This window comes from Spirochaetota bacterium, assembly GCA_035477215.1.
In the GTDB taxonomy this organism is placed as follows: Bacteria; Spirochaetota; UBA4802; order UBA4802; family UBA5368; genus MVZN01.
Window position 1 is genome coordinate 1 of sequence record DATIKU010000041.1, and the last position, 24,367, is coordinate 24,367.

General features: G+C 56.8%; 20 protein-coding genes. 11 read left to right on the top strand and 9 right to left on the bottom strand.

Annotated features, from left to right (window positions below; genetic code table 11):
- Positions 1-2: 2 nt before the first annotated feature.
- Positions 3-494 (bottom strand): glutathione peroxidase, encoded by a 492-nt coding sequence (locus tag VLM75_09330; GenBank protein ID HSV97122.1) that lies wholly within the window; start codon positions 492-494, stop codon positions 3-5.
- A gap of 529 nt (positions 495-1,023) precedes the next feature.
- Here VLM75_09330 and VLM75_09335 point away from each other — a divergent pair.
- Positions 1,024-1,515 (top strand): rubrerythrin family protein, encoded by a 492-nt coding sequence (locus VLM75_09335; protein ID HSV97123.1) that lies wholly within the window; start codon positions 1,024-1,026, stop codon positions 1,513-1,515.
- A 195-nt stretch (positions 1,516-1,710) separates the two neighbouring features.
- Here the strand turns inward: VLM75_09335 and VLM75_09340 are convergent, their stop codons facing one another.
- From VLM75_09340 to VLM75_09350, 3 genes are all read right to left on the bottom strand, one after another.
- Positions 1,711-1,944, bottom strand: a complete 234-nt coding sequence (locus VLM75_09340) for a MoaD/ThiS family protein (GenBank protein ID HSV97124.1) — start codon at positions 1,942-1,944, stop codon at positions 1,711-1,713.
- Positions 1,941-2,579 carry a hypothetical protein gene (locus VLM75_09345; protein HSV97125.1) on the bottom strand — a complete coding sequence of 213 codons (639 nt, stop codon included), beginning with the start codon at positions 2,577-2,579 and terminating at the stop codon, positions 1,941-1,943. The genes VLM75_09340 and VLM75_09345 overlap by 4 nt, the downstream gene beginning before the upstream one ends.
- A 136-nt stretch (positions 2,580-2,715) precedes the next feature.
- Positions 2,716-4,452, bottom strand: coding sequence for an aldehyde ferredoxin oxidoreductase C-terminal domain-containing protein (locus tag VLM75_09350; GenBank protein HSV97126.1), 1,737 nt, complete (start codon positions 4,450-4,452; stop codon positions 2,716-2,718).
- A 493-nt stretch (positions 4,453-4,945) separates the two neighbouring features.
- On the opposite strand from VLM75_09350, the gene VLM75_09355 reads away from it, so the two are divergent.
- Complete coding sequence (locus VLM75_09355; protein ID HSV97127.1) at positions 4,946-6,253, top strand: radical SAM/SPASM family putative metalloenzyme maturase; 1,308 nt, start codon at positions 4,946-4,948, stop codon at positions 6,251-6,253.
- Between the two features lie 190 nt (positions 6,254-6,443).
- The gene (locus VLM75_09360; GenBank protein ID HSV97128.1) at positions 6,444-8,036 is read left to right on the top strand and encodes a DUF362 domain-containing protein; all 1,593 of its coding nucleotides are present in this window, start codon (positions 6,444-6,446) and stop codon (positions 8,034-8,036) included.
- 496 nt (positions 8,037-8,532) lie between these two features.
- On the opposite strand, the gene VLM75_09365 is transcribed toward VLM75_09360, so the two are convergent.
- Positions 8,533-9,387 carry a patatin family protein gene (locus VLM75_09365; GenBank protein HSV97129.1) on the bottom strand — a complete coding sequence of 285 codons (855 nt, stop codon included), beginning with the start codon at positions 9,385-9,387 and terminating at the stop codon, positions 8,533-8,535.
- Between the two features lie 384 nt (positions 9,388-9,771).
- On the opposite strand from VLM75_09365, the gene VLM75_09370 reads away from it, so the two are divergent.
- Positions 9,772-10,644, top strand: coding sequence for a GNAT family N-acyltransferase (locus VLM75_09370; GenBank protein HSV97130.1), 873 nt, complete (start codon positions 9,772-9,774; stop codon positions 10,642-10,644).
- Positions 10,645-10,736: 92 nt separating this feature from the next.
- Positions 10,737-11,780, top strand: a complete 1,044-nt coding sequence (locus VLM75_09375) for a hypothetical protein (GenBank protein HSV97131.1) — start codon at positions 10,737-10,739, stop codon at positions 11,778-11,780.
- Between the two features lie 190 nt (positions 11,781-11,970).
- Here the strand turns inward: VLM75_09375 and VLM75_09380 are convergent, their stop codons facing one another.
- Together VLM75_09380 and VLM75_09385 are read right to left on the bottom strand one after the other, a co-directional pair.
- On the bottom strand, positions 11,971-13,173 hold the full coding sequence (locus VLM75_09380; GenBank protein HSV97132.1) for an OFA family MFS transporter: 1,203 nt from the start codon (positions 13,171-13,173) through the stop codon (positions 11,971-11,973).
- Between the two features lie 451 nt (positions 13,174-13,624).
- Complete coding sequence (locus tag VLM75_09385) at positions 13,625-13,984, bottom strand: transposase (GenBank protein HSV97133.1); 360 nt, start codon at positions 13,982-13,984, stop codon at positions 13,625-13,627.
- Positions 13,985-14,566: 582 nt separating this feature from the next.
- On the opposite strand from VLM75_09385, the gene VLM75_09390 reads away from it, so the two are divergent.
- The 4 genes from VLM75_09390 to VLM75_09405 all read left to right on the top strand — a co-directional run bounded on the left by VLM75_09390 (position 14,567) and on the right by VLM75_09405 (position 17,734).
- Positions 14,567-15,754 carry an NAD(P) transhydrogenase subunit alpha gene (locus VLM75_09390; protein HSV97134.1) on the top strand — a complete coding sequence of 396 codons (1,188 nt, stop codon included), beginning with the start codon at positions 14,567-14,569 and terminating at the stop codon, positions 15,752-15,754.
- 2 nt (positions 15,755-15,756) lie between these two features.
- The gene (locus tag VLM75_09395; GenBank protein ID HSV97135.1) at positions 15,757-16,035 is read left to right on the top strand and encodes an NAD(P) transhydrogenase subunit alpha; all 279 of its coding nucleotides are present in this window, start codon (positions 15,757-15,759) and stop codon (positions 16,033-16,035) included.
- A 4-nt stretch (positions 16,036-16,039) separates the two neighbouring features.
- Positions 16,040-17,455: an NAD(P)(+) transhydrogenase (Re/Si-specific) subunit beta gene (locus tag VLM75_09400; GenBank protein HSV97136.1), complete on the top strand. Its 1,416-nt coding sequence runs from the start codon at positions 16,040-16,042 to the stop codon at positions 17,453-17,455.
- A gap of 81 nt (positions 17,456-17,536) precedes the next feature.
- Positions 17,537-17,734 carry a hypothetical protein gene (locus VLM75_09405; GenBank protein HSV97137.1) on the top strand — a complete coding sequence of 66 codons (198 nt, stop codon included), beginning with the start codon at positions 17,537-17,539 and terminating at the stop codon, positions 17,732-17,734.
- A gap of 103 nt (positions 17,735-17,837) precedes the next feature.
- On the opposite strand, the gene hemB is transcribed toward VLM75_09405, so the two are convergent.
- Positions 17,838-18,809: a porphobilinogen synthase gene (hemB, locus tag VLM75_09410; protein HSV97138.1), complete on the bottom strand. Its 972-nt coding sequence runs from the start codon at positions 18,807-18,809 to the stop codon at positions 17,838-17,840.
- A 445-nt stretch (positions 18,810-19,254) separates the two neighbouring features.
- On the opposite strand from hemB, the gene VLM75_09415 reads away from it, so the two are divergent.
- Positions 19,255-20,952, top strand: a complete 1,698-nt coding sequence (locus tag VLM75_09415; protein ID HSV97139.1) for an acyl-CoA dehydrogenase — start codon at positions 19,255-19,257, stop codon at positions 20,950-20,952.
- A gap of 204 nt (positions 20,953-21,156) precedes the next feature.
- On the top strand, positions 21,157-24,000 hold the full coding sequence (locus tag VLM75_09420; protein ID HSV97140.1) for an EAL domain-containing protein: 2,844 nt from the start codon (positions 21,157-21,159) through the stop codon (positions 23,998-24,000).
- Positions 24,001-24,018: 18 nt separating this feature from the next.
- Here the strand turns inward: VLM75_09420 and VLM75_09425 are convergent, their stop codons facing one another.
- Entirely contained in the window at positions 24,019-24,366 is a 348-nt protein-coding gene (locus VLM75_09425) for a hypothetical protein (protein HSV97141.1), read from the bottom strand.
- Position 24,367: the final 1 nt, after the last annotated feature.

A 24,367-nucleotide genomic window follows, 5' to 3' on the forward strand; every position in this document is an offset into this window, starting at 1 on the left:
AATCATAACAGCTTCTCGATATCTCCGTCAATTTTTTCCGGTATTGTGGCAGGCGCGTATCTTTTCACCACTTTCCCCGCACGGTCCACAAGAAATTTAGTGAAGTTCCACTTTATTTCCCGTGTGCCCAGGATTCCCGGGGCGCTGTTTTTGAGATGCTTGTAGAGGGGGTGAGCACCAGGCCCCTTTACCTCAATTTTTGAGAACATGGGAAACGTTACGTTGAAATTCACCTGGCAGAAGCCCTGTATCTCATCGTCATTCCCCGGCTCCTGTTTCATGAACTGGTTTGAGGGGAAACCCAGTATTTCGAAACCACGTCCACGATATTTTTCATACAGTTTCTGAAGGCCTTCAAGCTGGGGAGTGAAACCACACTTGCTGGCGGTATTCACTATCAGGAGTGCCTTCCCTCGGTAGTCAGCCATCGATCTGTTAAAACCCGTTATCGCCTTCACTTCGAAATCATATACGCTTTCGCCTGTCGTTTTCATCAGAGTTTCTCCCGTGTAAAATAATATTGTATACAATATTATTTTACACAATATAATTGTCAACAAGAATTCATTCCCCGGCGCAAAACGTGCGGTCCGCAGGGAGGATGCACAAGGCCATTGCCTCGTCAGTTCGTAGTCGAAAACGGAACTGAAATTACATCGAGGACATTTCTTGAATGGACTGATAGAAACCATTCCCTTTCTGCCATCGGTGGGGTTCCGGAAATGTGGTCACCACATGGTGGGAACATTGCCATTCGCTGCGCCCTGGCAAAACACGAACATTTTTTGAACGGTTTTCAGCCCGGTTTTTGAAAAAAGCTTTATTTTTTTTCAGGGCCGGTTCAGATAAACAGTCATCACGTCTCTTCACTTTCTATGAAAGTGGTGTTGTTTCATGTACAACATATTACCATCTTTTTATGGAAATTATTTTCCGGTTTCCGGCGACATATTTCCAGAAAAGACATACAAGAAAGGTTGATTTTGCATTCGCCGTATATTCCAAGCCACCAGGAGTATAGGTATGTCCGACATTAAAAACCTGCACCACCAGGCGTACACTGGTGAAGCAAAGGCGGCCATCAGGCTGAAGATCTACGCGGATAAAGCCGACCAGGAGGGTTATGCGCAGATAGCGAAACTTTTCCGCGTTATATCATTCTCCGAGGAGATCCATGCTTCGCGCTCCCTTAGAGCGCTCAGGGAAATCAAGGGCACCGAGGAAAACCTTGCTGCGAGCTTCGAATCTGAAACCAAGGTGGCAGGTCTCGCCTATGAAGGGTTTATAAAAGCCGCTATCGAGGCAGGAGACGCTGTTTCCGAGACCATCTTCAGTCAGAGTAAGGACGTGGAAGAAACCCATGCGAAGCTGTACCAGAAAGCAATGAACCATATGCTCGACGAAAACGAAACGGACTATTACGTTTGCAAAGTCTGCGGGTATATCTCTGACTTCATCGAACCGGATGTCTGCCCTGTATGCAACGCGAAAAGAGAGCAATTCGTTAAAATGTGAAACAATACTTTTTACCGTGCCTGTAACAACGGTTCATACCGGGTTCTATTTTCTTCTTCGCAAGATCATTGCGGACTGTTTCCGGTATCGGGAAGTGATATTAAACACGGCCCGCCGAGGCGGCGATTTTACGCAGGTCGGCCGCGTGGATGTATCCCTCGCGGGCGGCTTTTAGCAGTTCGTTTCGTATGTCCATCAGCCCCCCCCCACGGGCGGAAAGAGCGCGAGCGTCTCACCGTTGCCGAGCACGTGGTCCATCTCATGGTGCCGGTGGTTGACCAGGATCAGCGATACCTCTTCCTCGGGAATTCCAAGAACGCGCACCACATCGGCGACCGATGCCCCGGATACCATGTTCATAGTCCTGATATCGAACCGCCCCTCGCGCAGCGTTGCGAAGAGTTTCACCGTAACAGTGATTTCATTCATTTCTTTCGGGCCCATTTGCCGTGGATTTTTCCTCTCGCGTTTACGGTTTCAGTCACGGCCGGCGACCCGACGATGAGCCGCACCTCATCACCGCGCTCCGGGAGCGCCACGGCCTGGGACAGACCGTCGCGGACAAGGTTTTCAAGCACCCTCCCGAGCGAATCGGCGCGCACGACGACCCCTGCCTGAAGCAGCGAGGGCCCGATCTCGTCGAGAATCATGTTGAAAAGTTTGAGTCGTATCCTGCCCCTGTGCAAAGCCGGCCGGTTTTCGTCGGCGCGGTGGGTTATGGTGGTGCGCATCGCCGCGTAATATCCGCCGCGCCGCATCGTCGCGCCCACCAGACCCGGCATGGCCGCCGAGAGGGCGAGCACCGATCCATCGCCGATTATCGACATGTCCAGATCGTCCACGGGTTTGCCGTTCAGGAAGATGGTGCTGATTCGCTCCTCCACATACCGTTCGTCGATCCCCAGCGACGCGCACAGGAACTCGCGGACGCTGATCCCCGTGTCGGTTTCAACCGCCACTCCCTCCTGGAAAAGTGGATGGAAACGGGAAAGCTCATTCGTATCGATGGAGATGCATATGGCTTTTTCTTCCGCTCCACGCGCTTTCGTATTCTTCCTGTTCATCCCACCCGGACCTCCCAGCCGGCTTAAAGTACGACCCGAAAACGGCCCGTCCCCGGAATATTTTTTAATTCAACGGTCCCCTTTATAAAAAAAGGGAGAGGCCCCCGCGACCCCTCCCCTTCCGGTTCTTGCCACTTTACCAGTTGAAGACCCGGTCCAGCTCCTCGTCCTTCATTGTCCAGGTGAGGTTATGCGGCGGCAGCTTCTCGGTGGAGAAGAAGCGCGGCAGGCGGTCGTGCCCGGCGGTGAACCCCGCCTTCGCGTTGAAGTCGCGCTCCATCGAGAGGATATTCTTGCCGAGCGCGGTGACATCGTCCCCGGTAAGCGAAAGTCCGTAGAATGCGTTGATCATGTCCACCAGGGCCTGGAAGGTTTCGGGCTGGTCGAGCACCGCGAAGGCGATGAAAAGGCACATCCCCGTTGAATCGATCGCCGCCGTGGCGATCTGCAGGTTTCGCGAGAGCTCCACCTGTCCTTCCGGCTTCAGCGGATCGACGAACCCGCCGACTTTGAGGATGTTGGTGGCCACGGCATAACCGGCCGTGTGGTCGGCGCCCATGGTGCTGGTGGCGTAGGTCACACCGATTCCCTGCACCGTGCGCGGGTCGTAGGCCGGCATCGCCTGGCCCTTGACGACCGGTATGCGCTCCACGCCAAAGGCCTTGCCCGTCACCTCCGCGCCGCTTCCGAGGATACGGCCGAGCGGTGTGCCTTTTCCGACCTCCTCCACCAGTTTCAGCGCGCCCTCTCCGTCGCCGAAGGGTATGAGCCCCGCCTCCATGGCGACGCCGATTGCCACGCCCATCTCGATGGTGTCGACCCCGAAGTTATCGTCCATAAAATCGAGCCTTGCGATGGTATCGGGATCGCAGATGCCGCAGTTGCCGCCATGTGCCCATACGGTCTCGTACTCGGGCTGCTTGGAGATGAAGTTGCCGTCCTTGTCGACATAGGTCCCCGAACACTGGATGACGCAGCCGGTGTGGCACCCTTGAGTCGCCTTTCCTCCGCGTTTGGTCTCGATCTCGGCGAAGGTCTCGCCGCTTATCTTGGCCCCGTCCTTATACGTGCCTTCCTTGAAGTTGTAGGTGGGATATCCCCCCGCCTCGCAAAGTATGTTAGTGAGGACGTTCGTCCCGAACTTCGGCAGGGCCTGCCCTGTCACCGCGTGCGAGCGCAGCCCCTCGGTAAACTTCCTGTTGGCTTCCTTGAATTTTTCCGCGTCCTTCGGCTGGCGTATTTTGGTGTCGGCGGTGTCGATCACGATGACCTTCACGCCCTTGGCGCCCATCACTGCGCCGACGCCCCCGCGGCCCGCGTGCCTGCTCGGGCGTGTCTCCATGTCGGTGACCGCCACGGACGCCGAACCGAGCTTCATCTCCCCGGCCGGTCCGATGGAGATGCAGACGATCTTCTCGCCGAACTCGGCCTTCATTTTATTTACGAGATCGTAGTTGGGAAGCATCTTGAGGCCGTTGTCCACCGAGACCTTAACGCCCTTGCTGCTGATATGGATCTTATACAGGTCGTCCGTGGGGGGCTTCCCTTCCAGTATCACGGCGGCATAACCAAGACGGGCGAGCGCGATTCCGCCCTGCCCCCCCGAGTTCGCTTCCTTAATGGTACCGGTAAGAGGACTTTTACATCCAACCGAAAGGCGTCCGGAGATAACCGCCGCCGAACCGGTGAGCATGCCCGGCGCGATAACCAGCTTGTTCTCCGCCCCCAATGCATGGCACAGGGGAGGCACTTCCTTCGATACCACGGACGAGGTCATCGCCCGCCCGCCGAGGCCCGCGTAATCGCCAAGGGGCCCTTCGCTGACTTTAGGCCCTCCCTTGGCTCCCATGTCGATCCTGAGAATCTTGTCCATTGGCTCCCTCCTGAATTGGTTTTGTGCGGCGGGTTTCTGGCGAATGATCCGACGAACCGCCTCCCTCCCGCTCGAGGGAGCGCTCGAGACCGCCATACATCCCGCGGGACCGTCCGCCCTTGGTGAAGGGTGCGATGGAAATAGATGGGGACAAATCCCTCGTATCGCTCGAAAAGACGCGAGGGATGCGCACGCTTGATCGAATGCAGTATTGCCATCGAATTGGTCATTAGTCAAATACTTTTAACTCAATAATTCCCGATAATTATTTTTGAAATATCAAAATGCGTTCTATATACTGGATATATTGCATCTCCCGGATATATTGGATTTTCCCCGCCTGCGGCGGGGGAAAACCGGCTTTATATCCAGCCAAGCAACAACTCTACCGTAAGCGGTTCGGTATTCCCGGCGCATGGACGTTTCCGCCCGCATCAGGCGATGGCCATGACCGGTAAAACCAACAGGGGGAAGCGAATACCACGGAGGAATCGTGCTGACGCGTCCGAATCCGGCACTGAAAGAACACCCCTCGAAGCTCTTCGTCGAGATTACGACCAGGTGCAACCTGCGCTGTGCGATGTGTGTGAAGCAGAGCGGCGCCGCGTGCCTTCCTGAAGGCGACCTCTCGCGCGCGCACTTCGCCTCGCTCGAGGAGTGCATGGGGGGCCTCGATGCGCTGGTGCTTAACGGTATCGGCGAGCCGTTGCTCCATCCGGACCTCGAATACTTCATCGGCCGCGCCGGGTCGCTCATGCCGGCACACTCGTGGGTGGGATTTCAAACCAACGGATTTCTTCTGGACCAGCGGCGCGCCGATTCGATTATGGGAGCGGGCGCGCGACGCGTCTGCGTTTCGGTCGACGCCGTGTCCGCAAAGACCTTCAGCGCCGTGCGCGGCGTCGGCGACCCTTCCGTCGTCGGGAGTGCGCTCGCGGCGCTTGCAAGGGCCGCGGGCGAACAGGGGCGCGGCGACTTTATGCCGGGAATCGAGTTCGTGGCGATGCGCGAAAACATCGTAGAGCTTCCCGCGGTGATGGAGTGGGGGGCGCGCCTGGGCATACGCTTCGCCATCATCACCCAGCTTCTGCCGTACCAGCCCGCGATGCTTTCCGGAACCGCATACGACACCAGCACCGACGCGGCACTCGTGTTTTACGAAAAATGGCGGCATCAGGCGCTCGCCGAAAAGATCGACATCTCCCGCTATTTCAACGTGTTCATGAAATTCATCCGCGATGATTCCGAGGAGCGGATCGTACGGCACGTAGACGCGATGGTCGCCGACGCCGCCGCCCACGGGATATCCCTCAACCTCAACTCCCTCATGGCGCGGGACGAAGCGATGCTCACCGGTGTGCAAAAGGCGCTGGAGCAGGCCGAACGCATCGCCCGCGAGAACGGCATCGAGCTCACGCTTCCCGGCACGGTGCCGAAAAGCGTTCGCCGCTGCGACTTCGTTGAAGAGGGCTCCGTTTTCGTATCCTGGGACGGAAAGGTCCACCCCTGCCATTTCCTCTGGCACCGCTTCCAGTGCTACCTGGGCGGTGTTGAGAACAACATTAAGCCGATGGTTTTCGGCGACCTGGGCCGCGATGGCATCCTCGCCATATGGAACGCGGCGGAATTCCGCACATTCAGGGAAAACGTCATCCGCTACAATTTCCCCTTCTGCTACGACTGCAGCCTTGCGCTGTGCGACCTTGTCCAGACCGAAGACTTCGAACAGGACTGTTACATCACCGGAGTCCCGTGCGCCTCCTGCCTGTGGTGCACGGGCCTCTTCCACTGCCTGCGGTGAGGGCGGCCCCGGATACGGCCTTCCACCGCTCGTGTTTACTTTACCTCCGGCTATCGGTATATCTAATTGTCAGCATTGATCGGACGGGCATTCCGTGAATTTCGATGCATCCGTCCGGCGAAGGCGGGGGTCGGCGATATTCATCAGGCATGTGCCGCAGCTTGCGATAATCAAAGCGGGCGGTGTCATCATGGAAAAGCTCGAATCGAAACACTGCACTCCCTGCAGGGCCGGTGCGCCATACAAAAGAAATCCCGCCAATTACAATTTTTTTCTGGTTTTTAACGACGACGCCGCTATATGCTGTCGCAATCAGATAAAGATAAAAATTCGCGGGGAAACCGATATGAAAGCCACCGTCATCGTCAAAAAGCTCGACACACCGCACCAGAGGGAGCCCTTCACGCGCTTCATGCCGCTGGGTGACGGAATGCCGGGCGCGGTCCGCGACGCTGTCGGGAGTATTTTCGACGAGCTCGGCGGAGCCTCTCTCCTTAAAGAGAGCCGCGAGGTGTACATCAAGCCCAACGCCGTCGATGCCAAGCCCTACAGCCACACCAGGGTCGAGGTGCTTCGCGAGATCATATCCTACTGGAAACGCGCCGGCGCTAAAAAGATATACCTCTTCGAAAACGCCACGCAGGCGAACTTCACCCGGCTGGTCTACCGCGCCGCGGGCTACACCCGCCTCTGCCGCGAGACCGGCACCGTGCCCGTGTTCCTCGACGAGGAGAGGGGCCACGCGCTCTCCTTCACCGGCCGCACACCGGCCTCCGCCGCCAATCCGGACGGCTACGACCTCACCTCGTTCCTTATGCCCGACACCGTCATGAAGCTCATTCGCGAGCGCGAAAGGCACCTCTACATCAACGTGCCGAAGCTCAAGACCCACTCCATGGGCGTGGTGACGCTCGGCGTTAAAAACCAGTGGGGCTTCCCTATGCAGCGCAGCCGCGGCTATGACCACAACTACAACCTGCCGCACAAACTCGTCGACATACTCGGCTACATCCGGCCCGATGTCACGCTCATCGAGGGGGTGGAGGGCACGATCCACGGCCACTACTTCGCCACGGCGCTCGCCGACCGTCAGGTCAAGCCATTTTGCGTCATGTTGGCGAGCACCAATGTCGTCGCCGCCGACATAGTGGGCGCTCGCGTCTTCGGCCTTGGCATAAAGGATGTGCCGCACCTCGCGCTCGCGATTGAGCGCGGCCTCTCGAACGGCGTAAAGAGCGAGCGTGATATTTCCCTTAGCGGCGACCTTAAAAGCCTGAAGAACATCGACCTCATCGGCGACATGCCGGCCTCCGGGCACTATCCCTGGGACCTCTATCCGCTCTTTCCGGACGACGTGCGCATTGTGAAGGGAACGAAGCTCGCCTGCCGCGAGGGCTGCGTCAACAATCCGCTCTGCGCCATGCAGACGATGTACCTCGACACCGCGGGCAAAGGAGGCTGGACTCTCCTGATGGGAAAGGGACACGACGAGGCTACGATCGGCTCCATCAGCGGGCGGGTGCTCGTCGCCGGGCACTGCGCCGTCGGGGAGGTTTCCGAACGGCTCATCCGCCGGCTCGGCCGGAAAAATGTCTACCTGAGCGGCGAGTGCAACGACCTCTCGGCCACCGCCGAGGCACTGTTTCATTTAATGAAGGTCAACCCGGCAACGTACGTGCCTGTGAATCCGCTCGTCACGTTTTTCGAGTACCTCACCGCGCGTCTGAAGGGCTCGACCTCGCGCGTACCGCATCCGTTTTCGCATGTGCTGAAGCGGGTATGAGGGGGCACGAAGGCGCACAAGCGTTTGTGCGCCTTCGTGGATGCCATGCTCAATCCCACTTGCGGAAATTCCGCAATTTTCAAAATCAATAAAAGGGGGATCGTATGAATAGAAAAACTGCTATTGTCATTATCATGGTGTTATTATACTATATCTTAAATTACATATCCGTACCGGGTGAATGTGCTTTAGATACTGATAATTCGATAAAAACCGATTCCGTGGTGGTTTTAAAAATGAAATAAGTTAAATCCTTACAAATTGAGGATATTATTGCAATAAATTATAAAATCCGCACATTGCATCCGGTCTGACGAAGCTATGCGTTGGCCGCAGTTGGATATGAGACTCGTTAATCTAAAATACTTAGGAAAGTACCCTCTCTCCAGAGCATGTTTCCTCCCGACATAAGACATGATATCGGAAGTTCACACACGAAACAAGTCCCTCGCACCTGCAAAAAGCCCCTTTACAGTGGCCTTAAAATTTTCGATCTCTACTCTCTGCTCTTAATAAACCACTTCCCGGAATTTATTCCCGACTTATAGGCCGCGCCCAGGAGGTGAACATCCTTTGTTGCCCTGCCGACATTAAGACCTTCTGGTGGAGCTATCTCATATATTTCAACACCGGCCGGTGGATTTTTTATAAAATCAACAGCATCCATATAAACCCTGTGGCGTCTCTGCATAGCATCCGCCAAACCGGGATACTTTCTAAAAAATAATGGAAAAAGAAATGATAGAGGACTCTTTTTTTTTATATAACTGGACGGACGGGAACGTATAATTGTAATCTCATTCGCCCCACGCTTATATGCTTCGATAACGGGTATCGGATCAGCAATTCCCCCGTCAAGTGCAGGGACAGAATCCGCATAAAGAATATTCCGGTAGAGTACAGGGAGCGAACTTGAGATCTTTATATAATGTTCAAGATTTGACCTGTCCGGCTTGAGATAAAGCGGCAATCCGGAATCGAGTGATGTTGCAGCCACTAAGTACTCTTTCCCTTTATCATAGAGCCCGCTGAAAATCCGTTCAAGATCAAGCCTGCACTCCCTGATTGTAATATCCCAGAGCCAGTCGAGATCCATATAATGACCTCCGGAAATAAACCTCAGCGGATTTATAAATCCGGCTGTGGCGGAGTAATTTACTGTTACGTGATAATTTCTTTCGTGCTGTTGTGCAAGATGCGCGGCCAGGTTGCATGCCCCGGCCGAGACTCCTATGTACAGATCAAAGGGATCAAATCCTGATGTGCCGAAAGAATTAAGCACTCCGGCGGAGAATACTCCCCTCATACCGCCCCCCTCAACTACAAGTGCCGATCTGTTTTTACTATTCATTCAGTGCGCCTGTGAAAATTTTAAAATTGGACCGACCCCCTGAAACCGGAGTGACAAAACCGAGGGTTTTCGGAGAATACGGACATGATAAAAAGAACGCATTACCCCGAAGAATTCAAGATAAAATTAAGTGAACCTCTAAAAATTCCTTTTGCTGCCGGTTTTCAGAAGAAATATAACAAAATCATCCGATCGAGAATCATATCAGAAAAATATTTTACTCTCACTGATCTGTGGTGTTCATAATGCACGCCACAGATCACCCGCTATTATCCCGCGCAGGAACAATTCTTGGAATTTTCAGAATTTATTCATGTTTGCTTCAAAAGTCCCGGCGATCTTCAACACGGAGAAAAACATAAATCCGTGAATGGAGAATAAAAAATGGAATACGAACAGCATTCGCGAATACTGGAAACCAATAGAACCGACAGCAGTATAGGGGCGCTGCTCATGCGTCCGTACATGATGCCGCTCATGGGATTCAGGGCCAAAGTAGGCCTGTTCATGGACAAGGGAGAGTATATAGTCAAGGCCGCCGAAGACCAGCACGAGCTCGCACAGGCGCTGCGGCTCCGGCACGACGTGTTCATCGTGGAGCTCCTCGGCAGGAAAAAATTCTTCGGCATCGACATGGACCGCTACGACATGATGTGCGACCACCTGCTTGTGATGGACAAGCGGAGCGGTGAGTGTGTCGGGACCTACCGGCTCAATTCGAGCAGGTACTCTACGGAATTTTACTCGCAGACGGAGTTCGATCTGGGGACGCTGCCCGGCCTTCCGGATGAGAAGCTGGAGATCGGCAGGGCGTGCATCCGGCAGGAGTACCGCAAGAGCAACATGATGGGCCTGCTCTGGGAAGGGATTTACGCCTACCTTGCGAAGATACAGGCGCGCTACGTGTTCGGGTGCTCAAGCATCACGACCACGGAGCCTTTGCAGATCGCCCTGGTACACCGTTACCTGACAAGTTCCGGGTTCCACAGGACCGACCTGGGCATTCAGCCCCGCAAGAAATACCTGGTGAAGGATCTCGAAAGCAACATGAAGGTGATCGACCTGCTCGGGGAAGCGGCCGTCAAGGAGGCGGCAAGCAAACTGGTACCGAGGCTGATCCAAGACTATTTCACCTTCGGTGCCAGGATATGCGGTGAGCCCGCCGTCGACAAGAATTTCAAATGCATGGACGTGTTCACTATTCTGGACATGAAGAACCTTAATGACTCGTATAGGGAAGAGAGGTTTGTGAAATAGCGGTGATGTCCGCGTACGAAAACCGCGGCCGGTCATAAACGGTATGTTTACCGGCCTTACGAAACATCCTGATCCAAGGGAGATTGCCTGATATGCGTTCGTATATCGATGCGGTCAAATTTATTGTACACAGCCTGTTGGGCGACCGGCTGAAAGCCACCGTAAAGGAACAGCCGCTCGGCGCCGGCGATGAACTGCTGGACTCCTTCGTGTACCTGCCAAGGCGGAAAACGCCCAGGGGCACGATCCTCGCGATCCATGGCATGGCGGCGCGCGCCCATAACGATCCGAGGCTCAGCGTGATCTGCAGGGCCTTCTCGGCCTGCGGGTACGCGGTGGTATCTCCCCTGTACCCTGATATCGCCGGTTTCAGGATCGATTCCGGAACGATCGACCGGATCGTGGACACGGTAAAGGCGGTTACGGCGGACAAAGGGCTCTGCCCCGGCGGAAAGCTGTCGATCTTCGCGCCCTCGTTCTCGGCCGGCATGGCCATGATCGCCGCTTCGCAAGCGGAGGTCCGGGATATGGTGGATTCCATCTGCTCCGTGGGTACCTACAGCAACGTCGATTCCGCCGTGGAATACCTGCTGGCGGGACAGGATATCGACGACTACGGGCGGCTTATCATCCTCAGGAATTTTATCACCCATGCCCCCGGGTTCAGCAAAAATATACCCGATGTCCTGCATGCGGGCATCCTTGACAACGGGCTCCACCGGAGCGTTCCGGAGCTGCCTTTGCACCTGGAGCGTCTCTCCGGCAGGGAACGGCGTAAGCTAACAAGGCTCCTCGGCGAGCCCGATTTCCGCCTGATGCAGTGGCAGCGCATTCTCGAGCGTTCGCGCAAGATCCGAAAGCTACTCCGGGATCTCTCGGTGGTGTCGAGGCTCGAGGGACTCCGGGCGCCGGTGGCCCTTATTCACGGGGCAGAAGACCGGGTAATACCGCCGACGGAATCGATCCTGCTGAACGACCGTCTCAGGCACCACAAGGTGAGGTCGCGCCTGGTCATAACGCCGCTCCTCAGTCACGGCGATATTTCCATGGGACTCAACGCGATCATGGAGATACTGCGGGTGGTATGGCTCTTCGCGTTCTTTTTCCATCACGCCTCCGCAAGGGAAGCGGCATGAACAGGAAGCGCGGCCTTATCCGTTAAACTTAAAAATATCCAGTAAACTGCGTCACCCCTGCGGCGCAAGGTTCCGCGGCATAATACCGCTTATCGGAAGTTCCCCCTTTGAAAAAGCCTTCTCCTGCCAACAAAAAGACCCCTGTCCGGGGCCTTTAAAATTTAGAATAATTTTTTATTTAACTTCTAACTTAACTTTCCTTTAGTTGCGGCTTGTTGACAAAAAAAGCCATAACAACTGCAATCAGGCATAAGACAAAAGCAATTGTAAATGCTTGAGTAAATTCGAATTTACCGGCTAAACGGGTTCCTACTATACCTGCGACCCCGAAAGCAAATATAACAGCGCCGTAGTTTTTCCCCATATTTTCAGTGCCAAAATAATCTGTCGTAAGCGCTGGAAAAGTTGCCAAAAACCCTCCGAAGCAAAAACCTACCAATGAACCCAGAGCTAAAAAGCTTACATAATTCATTTCGATATGGCTCATCAAAAACATTGCCAATGCCATCAAAGCAAACATTGCCGTTAATGCCCGGATTCTGCCAATTTTGTCTGAAATAGCACCCCAAATAATTCTTCCCATTGAATTAAATAAAGCTATTGCGACTACAACATTAGCGGCAACAACCGCATCCAGTTTAACTAAATCCGTTCCAATATTTACGGCTACACTGATTACCAGAAGACCCGCTATACAGCCAAAATGAAACATAAGCCAAATTAAATAGAACTGTTTAGTTTTGACCATCTGCCCGGTTGTAAAATTCACGTTTTCAGCCACTGCCGATCCAACTGGCGGTGTCCAGCCCGAAGGCCTGTAATCGACTGGGGGCGTGGTCAGCAATTGAGCTGCTACCAGAAGAATGATAAAATACGCTATACCTAAATACAAAAAGGTACTGCCCACCCCATAACTTGCTATGAGAGATAAGACTATAGGTTTTGATAACATTGCACCAGCGCCGAAGCCTGTAACAGCTATTCCACTGATTAAACCGCGTTTATCCGGGAACCATTTTATACAGGTTGCCAATGCAGGACCATAAATCAGGCCTGTCCCCAAACCGGCTAAAACACCATAGTATAAATATAGTTGCCACATTTGTGCAACAGTACTGGATAACATTAACCCGATACCAAATAATATCGCACCTGCCGTAGCAACCTTTCTGGGGCCTACCTTATCATAGATCCCGCCACCAATTATTCCCGCTATACACATAAAGATAATAGTAATCCCGAAAGTTAAGGCTACACCTCCCAAATCCCAACTCGGATTCGCTTTTAATAAAGGAATATTATACAAGCTCCAGGCGTAAACTCCCCCTACGCACAGCATCATAATAAATGCTACTAAAACCATACCCCAACGATTGATTAATTTTTTCTCCACTTTAGCTCTCCTTTTTTAATATCCAGGAAACTGCGTCTCCCCTGCGGCGCAAAGCTCTTCGGCATAATACCGCTTATCGGAAGTTCCCCCTTTGGAAAAGCCTTCTCCTGTCGACAAAAAACCCCCTGTCCGGGGCCTTTAAAATTTCGCCCCGCTCAAAATCGCGGCATTTTAATGCCCCATGAATGCGCATATCACTGCAGTTTATCATATGATGCAACCAGCAGAAAAAAGTCAATAATTATATTCTTTTGGCAAGTAACGATATTCGTGAGTTTCACGGCCCTCGTATCATGGGCCTGAAATAGCCTTTGTAGAGGCAGTATTCCCTCCTCATACGGTGCCAGACCTGCTCGGCGTTATAGCCATACACCACCGACGGGTGCATTTCCGTTCCGCAATCCGGGCATTTTTCAGGATCTGCATCGTAACTGTGTTCAATCGCCGACTTTTAGGTGGCGCTGGTACTCGTTTGGAGTTTCTCCACGACTCCGTGCGCGTAGATGCCGTAGTAGCGGATCATCTTCTGGTGCTTTTTCGGCAGAAAGTGGAGCATTTTGGCCATGAACTCGTATACATCCATGGTGACGGTTTTGTAGCTTTTCTCCTTGGCGCGTACATCGAGCCAGCTCTTGTAGCGGAACATGACGGTCTTCTTCGCGTGATTCACGGCCGTAATCTGGCTCTTATGGAAATAGCCGGATGCAAGATACTCCGCGGTGCAGAAAAATACTTCGCTTTCCGTACCGATAATCGGCTTAAAGTCGTCGGTAACGCCCATGTGGAGGGCCCTGTTGTCGGCGTTTGTCACAATATATACATAGCAGATTTACCCGACATACGCGCTCCTTTCCGCTTTTCCGCGCATCGTCTTTCTTTTCTTCTGTCTTTCCATTGAATGCGGGAGGGGGCCTGGGCTCAAAAAAGAACTTCGACCGGCTTTACGGGCTCGCGGGGCTCCTCGGCGGCGAAACGGGCGCCACGCGCGTGCACGGGCACAGAGGGCACGCCCATCTTCCAAACGCGCTATTCCGGCTTCCCTCCTCCGAGATGGAGACGTACAGTTGAGCGTTTTCATGATTACGGCCTTTTGCCTCATGAGACCGCCACCTCGCTCGGCTCCCCGCGATGAACCGGTTCAGTTCTCCACCTTTTCGCTTTGCTCTCTTCTTCCTTATTTCCAGAGCCAAAATATTTCTTTGGCTCCACCATAGGATGGCACAGGTACACCCGGATTTCGCAACCCTCCGGATCCCCGTAAAAATTCCCAAATTAATATTGACAGGCAGGCCCCTCCGGGGCATAGAACGAGTGAGCGCTTACTCACTTTAGTTTGTGATATTGACCGGCGAACAGCGCTCGTATATACTTATTGATAGATCGGAGGACGGCAATGAATTTCAGCGGACTGACCGTGGGCATACCAAGGGAAATAATGGAGCATGAATTCCGGGTGGCCGCGATACCCGAGACCGTTAAAAAACTCGTCTCCGAAGGCGCGAAGGTGCTGGTCGAGGCCGGAGCGGGAAGCGGCGCCCACTTTTACGACGATGAATATCGCGCCGCCGGCGCCGAGATCGTGGACGACTGCGAGAAACTTTACGCCCAGGCCGACATCGTCATGAAGGTCAAGGAGCCGCTCTACAACGAGGCGAAAAAGAAGCACGAGGTCGCCCTGATGAAGAAGGGACAGCTCCTCGTCACCTTCCTGCACCCGGCCTCGCCCTCCAATCATGGCATGATAGGCGATCTCGCCCGCCAGGGAGTCACAGGTCTCACGCTCGACGGCATTCCGCGCATCACGCGCGCGCAGTCCATGGACGCGCTCACCTCCATGAGCACGGTGGCCGGCTACAAGGGCGTCATAATGGCCGCGGACGACCTCACCAAGTTCCTGCCCATGGTGGGCACGGCGGTGGGCGTCCTCCAGCCCTCGCAGGTCTTCGTTGTGGGCGCGGGCGTGGCGGGACTCCAGGCGCTCGCCACCGCCAAGCGCCTCGGCGCGATGGTCTTCGCCGCCGATATTCGGCCCGAGGCGGCCGAGCAGGCCAAAAGCCTCGGCGCGAAGATCGTGGACACGCTCGTCCCCCGGGACATGGCGGTCGGCACGGGCGGATACGCGCTCGCACTGCCCGACGAGTGGCTCGAAAAGGAGCGCGCGGCGATCCGCGAGACGGTCAAAAAGTCCGATATCGTCGTGCTCTCTGCGCTCGTTCCCGGCAAGATCGCGCCCATACTCGTCACGGAAGAGATGGTTAAAGAGATGAAGTCCGGCTCGGTGATCGTGGACATCGCCGTGGACCAGGGCGGCAACTGCGAGGCGACCGACCCCGGCCGCACCAGCGTAAAGCACGGCGTGACGATCATCGGCACCAAGAACATTCCCGGCTACGTTCCGACGAGCTCGACATGGATGTTCGCGCATAACATCTACAACCTCGTTTCGTATCTCGTAAAGGATGGAAAGATACGCATCGACCGGAGCGACGAGATCGTGGCCTCAACGCTCGTAACGATCGACGGCAAACTGGTGCACGCCGGTGCGCTCGAGGCGATGGCGGCCCCGAAGAAGGGGGCCTGACCATGGGCTTCCTGGTGCTCGTCGGGGTATTCCTTGTTTCGGCCGCGGTCGGCTACAGGCTCATCAGCAATGTCCCCTCCCTGCTGCACACGCCGCTGATGTCGGGCATGAACGCCCTCTCGGGCGTTACGGTGCTCGGCGCGCTCGTCGCGGCGGCGCTCGCGCTTCACTCCGGAAGCAGGATACTGGGCATCGCCGCGATCGTACTCGCCACTATAAACGTCGTCGGCGGCTTCCTCGTCACCGACCGGATGCTTCGCATGTTCAGACAGGGGAAGTGAGGCCATGACATTCGGCATATATGAAATAACCGGCATCGCCGTCATCCTCGCCATGCTCGCGGGCATACGGCTCATGAGCTCGGTCGGGCGCGCGGCGCTCGGAAACAGGCTGGGGGCGCTTTCGATGCTCGCGGCGATCGCGCTCGTCCTGTGGCACAACGGCATCGTCGACGCAAGCACGCTCTACATCGCCATGGCGGTCGGCGCGATCGTCGGCGCGATCATGGCCTTCCGCGTGACGATGATCCGCATGCCGCAGATGGTCGCGCTCCTGAACGGCCTCGGCGGCGGGGCGTCGCTTCTGGTGGCGCTCTCGGTGATACTCGAAAGCCACGACGCCATGGAGCTCTCCGCGCGCCTCACCGGTCAGCTCGCGCTCATTATCGGCTCCCTCACCCTTTCCGGAAGCATGGTCGCGGCCGGGAAGCTCCAGGGCGTTCTCCCGCAGCGGCCGGTGCGCTTTCACGGCGCGGGCGCGGTTTCGGTCGTGCTTTTGGCTACGCTCGGCGCGCTGGCCGCGTACGCGACGGTCGCCGACGGGCACACCGCCGCGATCGCGTCGCTCGTCGTCCTCGCGCTCGCGCTCGGCTTCGGTGTGCACTTCACACTCCCCATCGGCGGGGCGGACATGCCGGTGGCCATCTCGCTCCTCAACTCGTACTCCGGGCTCGCCGCCTCGATCTGCGGCTTCGCCGTGGGCGACATCCTGCTCGTCTCGGTCGGGGCCGTGGTGGGCGCGGCGGGCCTCATCCTCACACGCATCATGTGCCGCGCCATGAACCGATCGCTCATCGACGTGCTGACCGGAAGCGCCGCCCGAGCCGGCGGCTTTGCCCCGGCCTCACCTGCGGCCGACACGGCGCCGGCCGCACGGCAAACGGCGCGCGGGATGGACCCCGCGTCGATACTCGCCTCCGCGTCGAGCGTCATCATCATCCCCGGATACGGAATGGCGCTCGCGCAGGCGCAGTCCCAGGTGCGAGCGCTCTACGACCTGCTCGAATCGCGCGGAGCGACCGTCCGTTTCGCCATTCACCCGGTTGCGGGCCGCATGCCCGGGCACATGAACGTGCTCCTGGCCGAGGTGGACATCCCCTACGAGCGCCTGATCGACATGGAGACCATCAATCCCGAGTTCGCCGGCACCGACGCGGCGCTCATCGTGGGCGCGTGCGACGTGGTGAACCCGGCCGCCAACAGCGCCGAGGGCACGCCGATTGACGGCATGCCGGTGCTTCGCGCCGAGGACGCGCGAAGCATAATTATTTGCAACATGGACCGAAAGCCCGGATATTCCGGGGTGGAAAACACCCTCTACGGCAGGCCCGGCGTGTGCTTTATGGAGGGGAACGCGGCGGATACGCTCAACCGCTTGATTGAACGCATCAGCGGCTGGGCGGGCGGGACGGCAAACCGATAAGTACGATTTCCCAAAGGGTGTAACCGTTTTTATCGGAATTTTACCTATTTTTTTATACGTATCCGGACTAACGGAGGTATGGTGACCGCAAGGAAAAAACACGGTGAAAGAATACATCAGAACGAGTACGAGATCATCTCAAAGCACTGCCCGAAGTGCGAATCGCTGGTTATGGCCGCCGTGGTGCGCACCTCAAGCGGCGCCATCTACAAGTACCGCGACGTAAAGTGCTCACGCTGCGACTGGAACACATCTTCGGCGGGGGCCCCGGAATCGTGACGGGCCTCACGACACGGCGATAGCGCGCCCCGCTTCGGGCGCCACTACACGCGCGCCGGGACACGGCGTTGCGGTCGTCCTTAAAACCCCCACGCCGGCCGCCCTACAGCCAGCCCTGGCGGAAGATGTCGCGCGCGTGGTACGAGATCACCATGTCGGCGCCCGCGCGGAATATTCCCGTAAGTATCTCGGTTACCAGCATGCGCTCGTCGGCGTACCCGAGCTTTGCGGCCGCCTTCACCATCGAGTACTCGCCGCTCACGTTGTAGGCGCACACCGGCACGTTGACGATCTCGCGCACGCGCCGGATGATGTCCAGGTACGCGAGCGCCGGCTTCACCATCACGATGTCCGCCCCCTCGTCGATGTCGAGCATAACCTCCTTCTCCGCCTCGAGGGCGTTGCGGCAGTCCATCTGGTAGCTCCGCCTGTCGCCGAACTGCGGCGCGCTCCCGGCGGCGTCTCGGAAGGGCCCGTAGAAGGCCGAGGCGTATTTGGCCGCGTACGAGAGTATGGGCGTGTCGACAAGGCCGTTTTCATCCAGCGCGTCGCGAATGGCGGCCACGCGCCCGTCCATCATGTCCGAGGGGGCGACGATGTCGGCGCCGGAGTCCGCGTGCGAGACCGCGGTGCGCGCGAGGAGCTCGAGGGTCGGGTCGTTAATGACTTTCCCATCATTCACGATTCCGCAGTGTCCGTGGCTCATGTACTCGCACAGGCACACGTCGGTAATGACGCAAACCTCGGGCGTCCTTTTCTTGATCTCGCGCACCGCGCGCTGGACCACGCCGTCGGCCGCGTACGCCCCCGAGGCCGCCTCGTCCTTCGCCGCCGGTATGCCGAAGAGGAGGCAATGGGCAATTCCCAGTTTAAGATCGGCCTCCACGTCGCGCACCAGGGTATCGACCGAAACACGCTCGATGCCCGGCATGGAGGTTATCGGCTCGCGATCGGGGCCGCTTTCGGTGACGAAATGGGGCATGATGAGGCGCTTTTTATCGACGGCGGTCTCCGCGGCCAGGTCTCTTATGGCCGCGCTCGCGCGCAGCCTTCGGGGACGTATATCGGGATACATGCGTTTTCTCCGGACGTGTCGTTACGCGGCGCCTGCCGCTCGTGCAGTGTGGCCCATTCGACCGCAGAGTCAACCATTTTAGGATGGAGGATCACACCTCAGGCGCGCGGCGGCAAAGGGTCTCGCCCAGGGTCGGACGGGCAATTCGCACGATGACATGGACGCCACCACCCACCCAGGGCAAGTGTCCGCCTCTGGCATCGCACGGCAAGGGGTTACAGCCCCTTGCAGCCGCCGCCGACGGTGACCGACCGCTTCGCCGCGCAGAGCTTGGGGGCGGTATAAATAATTGCGTTTGCGCTCACCTATGCTACAATTCCATCATCAATCCAAGCGGAAACTTTATTGCCATAAATAGCCTTAAATGGAAACATTGTTTTCGTCTTGACGGGAGCGCGGACGGGGAGATCATATCCCCATCCTACTAAAAACGAAGGAGCATGCTATGATCCTACTCAATCCGAAGAAGTTCGCCACCACCTACCCGGACGAAAAGACGAAGCGGATCATGTTGAAGACGATTGAGTTTTTCGAGAAAAAGGGCCTCGCCAAGGTGCTCGACGACGACCACAAGTATGTGTGGTACGAGGACTTTCTGGAGTTCCAGAAGAAGGAGGGCATTTTCAAGACGCTCTTCACGCCCTCCGGCTACGGCGACGCCGATTCCCGCTGGGACACCTCTCGCATCACCGATTACGCCGAAATCCTCGGTTTCTACGGCCTGGCCTACTGGTACACCTTCCAGGTATCGGCGCTGGGACTGGGGCCGATCTGGATCGGCAAGAACGAGGAGATCAAACAGCGCGCGGCGAAGCTCCTTGAAGAGGGCGCCATCTTCGCCTTCGGCCTTTCGGAGAAGGAGCACGGCGCCGATATCTACTCCAGCGACATGATGCTCTACCCCCAGGGCGACGGCACATACCGCGCCAACGGCGACAAGTACTACATCGGCAACGGCAACAAGGCGGCCATGGTCTCCACCTTCGCCAAGATGGCCGACACCGGCGACTACGTTTTCTTCGTGGTCGACTCGCAGCACGAGAAATACGAGTGCGTGAAGAATGTAATCGAAAACCAGTCGTACGTGGCCGAATACCTGCTGCACGACTATCCAATCACCGAGGCTGAGATAACCGATAGGGGCCGCGATGCGTGGGACGCCTCCCTGAATACGATCAACGTCTGCAAGTTCAACCTGGGCTGGGGCTCAATCGGCATCGCAACGCACAGCTTTTACGAGGCCATGGAACACGCCGCCAACCGCAACCTCTACGGCATGTACGTGACCGATTTCCCGCACATCAAGCAGCTCTTCACCGACGCCTACTGCCGTCTTACGGCGATGAAACTCTTCGCGCTGCGCGCCACCGACTACATGCGCTCGGCAAACGCCACAGACAAGCGCTACCTCCTCTTCAATCCCATGGTGAAGATGAAGGTCACCACCCAGGGCGAAGAGGTCATCAACCTCCTCTGGGACATCATCGCCGCCAGGGGCTTCGAGAAGGACACCTATTTCCACATGGCCGCGCGCGACATCAGGGCGCTTCCGAAGCTCGAAGGCACGGTGCACGTGAACATGGCGCTCATCATCAAGTTCATGGCGAACTACTTCTTCAACCCGGGCCGGTTCCCCGAGGTGCCGCAGCGTCGCGACGCGAAGAACGACGACTTCCTCTTCGACCAGGGCCCCACGAAGGGACTGGGCAAGATCCAGTTCCACGATTACAACATCGCCTATAGCGGCGTGGACATCCCCAATGTCGGGGTCTTCAAGAATCAGATCGGGGTGCTGAAGGAGTTTCTGGCCGTGGCGACGCCATCCGAGGCTCAGAGCAAGGACATCGACTTTCTGCTCATCATCGGCGAGCTCTTTACGCTGGTGGCATACGGACAGCTCATCCTTGAAAACAAGAAGTTCTATATCGTGGAAGACGACCTCATCGACCAGATCTTCGATTTCATGGTGCGCGACTTCTCCAAGTTCGCCCTGCAACTGTATTCCAAGCCGTCGGCGAGCGACAAGCAGCAGGAAATCTGCCTGAAGATGATCATGAAGCCCGTCGTCAACGCCGCGCGTTTCGACAAAATCTGGAAGGAACACGTGTACGCGATGAAGGGACAGTATAAAATGAGCGACTGACGCGCTCCGCGGTGCGCCGCGGTTTCATCGCCGCGGCGTTCCGTCGCTCACCCCTCCGATGTCTTCCGCTGCCGCCGCCACCGCCCCGCCGCTGGCAAATATTAATTTGACATTGTTTTCGACGCGTCTACAATAAAGAATCCGGACGTACGGTTCGCGCCACCGGAACGCCGGAACAATCATCGAAACCCCGAGGACATTCGAATGCACGACCGGGAAGACTCGCCGGGGAGAACGCCCGAGTTGGAACAGATCCGCATTCTGATAGTAGAGGACGAAGCGCTCACCGCGGAGGACCTCAGGCACACCCTGACAGGCTTCGGCTACCAGATCAGCGGCGTCATCGGCTTGGGAGAGGAGGCGGTGCGTGCCGCCCGCGAAGACAACCCTTCCCTGGTGCTGATGGACATCATGCTGCAGGGCGAGATGGACGGTATTGAGGCCGCCCGCCTCATACAGGCCGAGTCCCGCGTTCCCGTCATCTTTCTGACCGCGTATTCCGACACCGAAACAATCGAAAAACTCAAATTCGCGGGCTCATACGGCTATATACTCAAGCCCTTCGAGCGACGCGAGCTTCTGGCGAATATCGGCATCGCACTCCACAAGCACCGTCTCGAAATGCGGGTGATGGAAAGCGAAGAGCGCTACCGCACGCTCTTCGAAAATTCCGTCGTAGGCATTTTCCAGATTACCGCCGCGGGCGGTCTGATTACGGCGAATTCCACGCTTGCGAATATGCTCTACTACGAGTCGGTCGATGAACTCGCGACGGCCGTCACGAACATCGGCACGCACCTTTTCGCCGAGGACAAAAAACGGCGCGAATTTCTGAAAAGACTGATCTACAACTCCTCGGTCGAAAATTACGAGACGGAGCTTCTGCGGCGCGATTCAAGCAGGATATGGGTTTCCATTACGGTGCGGGTGGTCGGCAAGGGAAAGCGCGAGCGTATATACGAAGGCATCGTGTTCGACATCTCCGGACGCAAGTCCGCGGAGCACAACCTCCACGAGCTCGAGCTCGGCCGGGCGGCCATTCTCCGGTCGGCGCTCGACGCGATCATCACCTTCAGCGGCGACGACGGCATGATCCTCGAGTTCAACCCGGCCGCTTCGATGATGTTCGGATACAGGCCGGAAGAGATCATCGGCGAGCATGCGGCGCAGCTTTTCAACCGGGCTCGCGACGAAGCCGGAGCCGATGAAGACCGGCGGGACTGGATCGAACATGCCACAGTCTTTTTCCTGAACCGGCGGGCGGAGACCGGCGCGTACCGCTCGGACGGGAGCGTATTTCCGGCCGAGCTCAGTCTGTCGCGGATCAACCGCGACGGCACCCCGATCTACGCCGGCTTCGTACGCGACATCACCGAACGGCTCGCCGCAGAAAAAGAAATGCGGAAACTCTCCATGGTCGTGGAACAGTCCAGCGACTGGATTGTCATCACCGACAGCACCGGCACCATCGAATACGCCAACGATACCGTTTGCGCGCTGACCGGCTTCTCCCGCGATGAGCTCATTGGCGGGACCCCTCGCCTGTGGAAATCCGGGGTACACGACGAGGTGTTCTACCGGGCCCTGTGGGAAACGGCGCTTTCGGGGCAAAATTACACCGCGCTGTTCACAAACAGAAAAAAAAGCGGCGAGCTCTTCCACCTCGACACGACAATCTCACCGATCAGGGACCCGGGGGGCGCCATCCTCCAATTGGTCGCAAGGGGCAGTGACGTCACCGAAAAGCTCGCCATGGAAGAGCGGCTCAATTTTCTTTCCTTTTATGACCTGCTCACGGAGCTCCCCAACCGCAATCTCTTCATCGACCGGCTGGGGCAGGCCATCGCGCGGGCCGAATACAAGGAACGCGTGGTGGCGGTGATACTGCTCGACATCGACCGCTTCAAGTTCCTCAATGATGTCTTAGGCATGAGCGCCGGTGACGAAATCCTCCGCGTGATGTCCAAAAGGATCGGCGCCGCCATACGCGAAGGTGACACCCTGGCGCGTTCAGGCAGCGACGAGTTCGCCCTCATCCTCGACGACATGGCGCACCGGGACGACCTCATTCTCATGACCGAGAAGCTCCGTAACATCATCTCCGAGCCCATGAGCATCAACGAAAAGGACATTGTCCTGACGGCGAGCATGGGGGTTTCGATATGCCCCGACGACAGCGACGACGCGCGTGTCCTTTTACAGAACGCCGACATCGCGATGGCTCGGGCGAAGAACCAGGGCAACACCTACCGGTTTTATACGACCGACCTCAACGAAAAGGCCTACGAGTTTCTAAACATGGAGGCACTGCTTAGAAACGCCATCGCTTCCGACGAGTTCGAGCTACATTATCAGCCCTATTTCTCAGCGTCGACCGAAGAAGTCGCCGGCATGGAATCCCTGCTCCGCTGGAACAGCGGCGAGCTCGGCTCGGTGCCGCCGGCCCGTTTCATTCCGGTGCTCGAGGAATCGGGGCTCATCCTCCGGGTGGGTTATATGGTGATGGAAAAGACGTGCCGCCAGATACGAGAGTGGCGCGACCGGGGCTGCCGTGATGTGCCTGTTGCGATAAACATTTCGCCGCTACAGTTCAGGCAGAAGGATTTTGCGGAGAGGCTGGTCGCCCTGGTCGGCGAGTGCGGCGTGAGCCCCTCGATGCTGACCCTCGAGATCACCGAGAGCACCTTCATGAGGGATCCGGAATTCACGCGGAAGACTCTCGAGGCCTTTCGCGAGGCCGGCTTTACGGTCTCGATAGATGACTTTGGAACCGGCTATTCCTCTCTCGGCTACCTCAAGCGATATCCGCTTGACACCCTTAAAATAGACATTTCGTTCACGAAGGATGTAGCCACCGACACGGACAGCCGCGCAATCGTTTCGGCGATCATTTTGATGGCGCACTCGCTCAATCTGCGCACAATCGCCGAGGGTATCGAAACGCGCGAGCAGCTCGAAATCCTCCGCGAACTGGGATGCGACCTCATCCAGGGGTACTATTACAGCAGACCGATCCCGCCCGCGGAACTTGAAAAGAAATATCTGTAAATATAACGCATAACGGCCTTATCGGAAAACGCGGGCACCGCCGATCCCCTCGGCGACATTGAAGGCGTGGTCGCCTGCCTTCTCGAAGCCCGCGAGCGTGTCGATGACGATGAGGCCGGAAGTCACGTCGCAAAGACACTGATTGGGGCATTTGATATGGCCCTTCTTTAAATCCCGGCGCAGCCCGGTGATACGCGACGTCGCCCGGTGCGAAAAATGCGCGTACCCGCCCCTTAACGAAAAGATGGCGGCGTATCTGAAAGCGAACCCCCGCCCCCAGCGCCACTCATATTCCGAATGGCGGTCCCTTATGTACGCGGGGATCTTTATGCGCTTCATCCCCGGCAAAAGCTTCGATGAAATCAAG

Coding starts and splice junctions, on each gene's coding strand:
- VLM75_09350 (HSV97126.1), bottom strand. CDS start 4,452: ATGGACAAGATTCTCAGGATCGACATGGGAGCCAAGGGAGGGCCTAAA.
- VLM75_09420 (HSV97140.1), top strand. CDS start 21,157: ATGCACGACCGGGAAGACTCGCCGGGGAGAACGCCCGAGTTGGAACAG.
- VLM75_09360 (HSV97128.1), top strand. CDS start 6,444: ATGGAAAAGCTCGAATCGAAACACTGCACTCCCTGCAGGGCCGGTGCG.
- VLM75_09395 (HSV97135.1), top strand. CDS start 15,757: ATGGGCTTCCTGGTGCTCGTCGGGGTATTCCTTGTTTCGGCCGCGGTC.
- VLM75_09390 (HSV97134.1), top strand. CDS start 14,567: ATGAATTTCAGCGGACTGACCGTGGGCATACCAAGGGAAATAATGGAG.
- VLM75_09415 (HSV97139.1), top strand. CDS start 19,255: ATGATCCTACTCAATCCGAAGAAGTTCGCCACCACCTACCCGGACGAA.
- VLM75_09340 (HSV97124.1), bottom strand. CDS start 1,944: ATGAATGAAATCACTGTTACGGTGAAACTCTTCGCAACGCTGCGCGAG.
- VLM75_09400 (HSV97136.1), top strand. CDS start 16,040: ATGACATTCGGCATATATGAAATAACCGGCATCGCCGTCATCCTCGCC.
- VLM75_09375 (HSV97131.1), top strand. CDS start 10,737: ATGCGTTCGTATATCGATGCGGTCAAATTTATTGTACACAGCCTGTTG.
- VLM75_09365 (HSV97129.1), bottom strand. CDS start 9,387: ATGAATAGTAAAAACAGATCGGCACTTGTAGTTGAGGGGGGCGGTATG.
- VLM75_09370 (HSV97130.1), top strand. CDS start 9,772: ATGGAATACGAACAGCATTCGCGAATACTGGAAACCAATAGAACCGAC.
- VLM75_09330 (HSV97122.1), bottom strand. CDS start 494: ATGAAAACGACAGGCGAAAGCGTATATGATTTCGAAGTGAAGGCGATA.
- VLM75_09345 (HSV97125.1), bottom strand. CDS start 2,579: ATGAACAGGAAGAATACGAAAGCGCGTGGAGCGGAAGAAAAAGCCATA.
- VLM75_09335 (HSV97123.1), top strand. CDS start 1,024: ATGTCCGACATTAAAAACCTGCACCACCAGGCGTACACTGGTGAAGCA.
- hemB (HSV97138.1), bottom strand. CDS start 18,809: ATGTATCCCGATATACGTCCCCGAAGGCTGCGCGCGAGCGCGGCCATA.